General features: G+C 44.9%; 2 protein-coding genes and 1 pseudogene. All 3 read left to right on the forward strand.

Annotated elements, in window-relative coordinates; genetic code table 11:
* A pseudogene (locus AB4653_RS09295) lies at positions 1 to 213 on the forward strand (1-acyl-sn-glycerol-3-phosphate acyltransferase); the annotation flags it as partial.
* Between the two features lie 147 nt (positions 214 to 360).
* A complete protein-coding gene (locus AB4653_RS09300) occupies positions 361 to 1,701 on the forward strand; it encodes an MBL fold metallo-hydrolase (protein WP_102258220.1) in 1,341 nt (446 codons plus the stop codon).
* Positions 1,702 to 2,173: 472 nt separating this feature from the next.
* Positions 2,174 to 2,455, forward strand: a 282-nt coding sequence (locus AB4653_RS09305) for an alanine:cation symporter family protein (protein ID WP_372103950.1), incomplete at its 3' end; no start/stop codon positions are given.

The following is a 2,455-nucleotide window of genomic DNA, read 5'->3' on the forward strand; positions in this document are numbered from 1 at the left end:
ATTAACCTCAACCGAGTTAATAATGGCATTGTGATCACCGAGATGCTGGAGCCTATAGATGTCTCTGGATACAAGCTCAGCGACGCAAGAGAGTTAGCGAATCGCTGCCATGCCTTGATGGCTGAAAAAATCGCACAATTAGATGCCGAAGTGGCTCGTTTAGAAGCACAGAAAAACCCAGAGCTGGATTCAGACCGTTCTTCTACGAGCTAACTCGCAACGAACCCACTGAGTCATCGCTCAGTTACTTAAAAAGACACTCAACGATCGCAACTCTCATTGTTCTTGTTTTACTTGCTGGCGCTTATCCGCAAAATAAAAACAGGCGTTAATGGCTTTAAAGAGCAATGGGAGTAAACGATGGAAGTGATTCACCATGGCGGAAAACATACTGTCACAGGATCTTGTCACGAACTAAGAGATTCAGGCCAAGCGGTGCTCATCGACTGTGGCCTTTTTCAAGGTTCGGATGCACGTTCTCTTGATATTGAATTTGAAACTTCCCACCTCAACGCTCTGCTGCTGACCCATACCCACATTGATCATATTGGTCGATTACCTTGGTTACTCGCCAGTGGCTTTAACCAACCGATTTATTGCACTCAGGCGACGGCTGAACTCGCTCCTTTAATGATTGAAGACGGCCTAAAACTGCAAGGGCTCAGTCATAAACAATCTAAACTCATCCTTAAAAAAATTCATTCGTTGATTGCTCCCAAGCCTTACGGAGATTGCTTTCCCATCACGTCCACACAACAAAACAACGGAAAGGATCATCATAGGCCAAATACTCTGTATGCTCGTTTTCAACCTGCAGGGCATATCTTAGGTTCGGCCTATATAGAGATTAAGTTACCCAACCAAGAAGTAGTGGTCTTTTCAGGCGACTTGGGCCCTAGTAACACGCCACTGCTGCCGGATCCTAAACCACCACAACAAGCCGACTATCTGTTTATTGAGTCGACTTACGGCACTAGCACGCACGACGATATTGCTTCACGCTCTGAACGCCTCAAATCAATCATTGATCGTTCGTTACTCGATGGCGGCGTTATTCTAATTCCGGCTTTTAGCATCGGTCGAACACAGGAACTACTATTTGATATCGAACACCTAATTTTTGAGCATCAACTCAGCAGCGATATTCCTATCATCCTCGATTCGCCTATGGCAGAAAAGGTGACGCGATCCTACCGACGCTTTAAAGAGTTATGGGGGCAAGAAGCAAAGCAGCGTCTTGAACTGAAACGTCACCCACTCGCTTTTGAGCAGTGCATTACGGTTGATGGACATAGAATGCACAAGAAAATCGTGAATCGCCTCAAGTCGACAGGTGAACCCGCGATTGTGGTCGCAGCTTCTGGAATGTGTCAGGGCGGCAGGATAATGAACTACTTATCCGCTTTGCTTCCCGATAAACGGACGGATGTGATTTTAGCGGGCTATCAAGCACACGGAACGCTCGGACGAGAGCTGCAACAAGGCGAAATGCAAGTTTCTATTGATAACAAAGACGTTGAGGTTAATGCTCAAATTCATGGCATGTCTGGCTATTCTGCTCATGCCGATAAAGAGGATCTCAATCGATTTATAGAGGGCATCGCGACTCCACCGAAAGAGGTGCATTTGATTCACGGTGAGCCAAATACTCAGTCTGAATTCGCTCAAGAACTAAAGGCGCGAGGGTTTGTGGTTGTTTGAAACACGCATCAAACTAGCCACTTTCCCTCAGTAAACATGAAGTCCTCAACTATCGAACCTTCAAAAAACACAGTCTCTTAGACCTGCGAGATCACTCGATGCAGGTGATATATTCCAATCAAATCCATCTCACCACTCATATATCAGCCGTTCATGCTAAGTGGCTTTAACCGCTGTTTTACGCAATTTCGTCTATTGTGCACACCTACCCTTCTTCTGCGCACCTCCCCACCCTTTTGTATTAATCACTATTTATTCACTTTGCAAAACACCAGCCGCAACAATCTGTTGCATAACAAGTTAAATGGAACGATTATCGAATTAGCACTAAGCATTAACAAACACCCTCTATAACTTGCTTTATGTCACAGTAATCCCAATGCGCAGTTAAATAATTTAACACTCGGGTTACAAGTGAAGTATTGTGTTGTTCGAAAAACAATCATAAGCAAAACTAACAGGGAAAATACTCATGCAGTCGTTCGTTGATTTTTTGAATGGAATAATCTGGAGCCCAGTACTTATCTACCTATGTTTAGGTGCAGGTTTGTTCTACTCCATCATGACTCGATTTGTTCAAATCCGTCACTTCTTTGAAATGTGGCGCTTGCTACTTTCGGGTAAAAGCTCATCAAAAGGCATCTCGTCTTTCCAAGCTCTTGCCGTTTCGCTGTCTGGCCGTGTAGGTACAGGTAACATTGCAGGTGTTGCTGCCGCTATCGGTTTCGGTGGCCCAGGTGCAGTATTCTGGATG

This window comes from Vibrio sp. 10N.222.48.A3, from assembly GCF_041475345.1.
Classification (GTDB): Bacteria; Pseudomonadota; Gammaproteobacteria; order Enterobacterales; family Vibrionaceae; genus Vibrio; species Vibrio tasmaniensis_A.

Excerpts from the sequence above, each read along its gene's own strand:
- AB4653_RS09300 (WP_102258220.1), top strand. The coding sequence starts at position 361 with ATGGAAGTGATTCACCATGGCGGAAAACATACTGTCACAGGATCTTGT.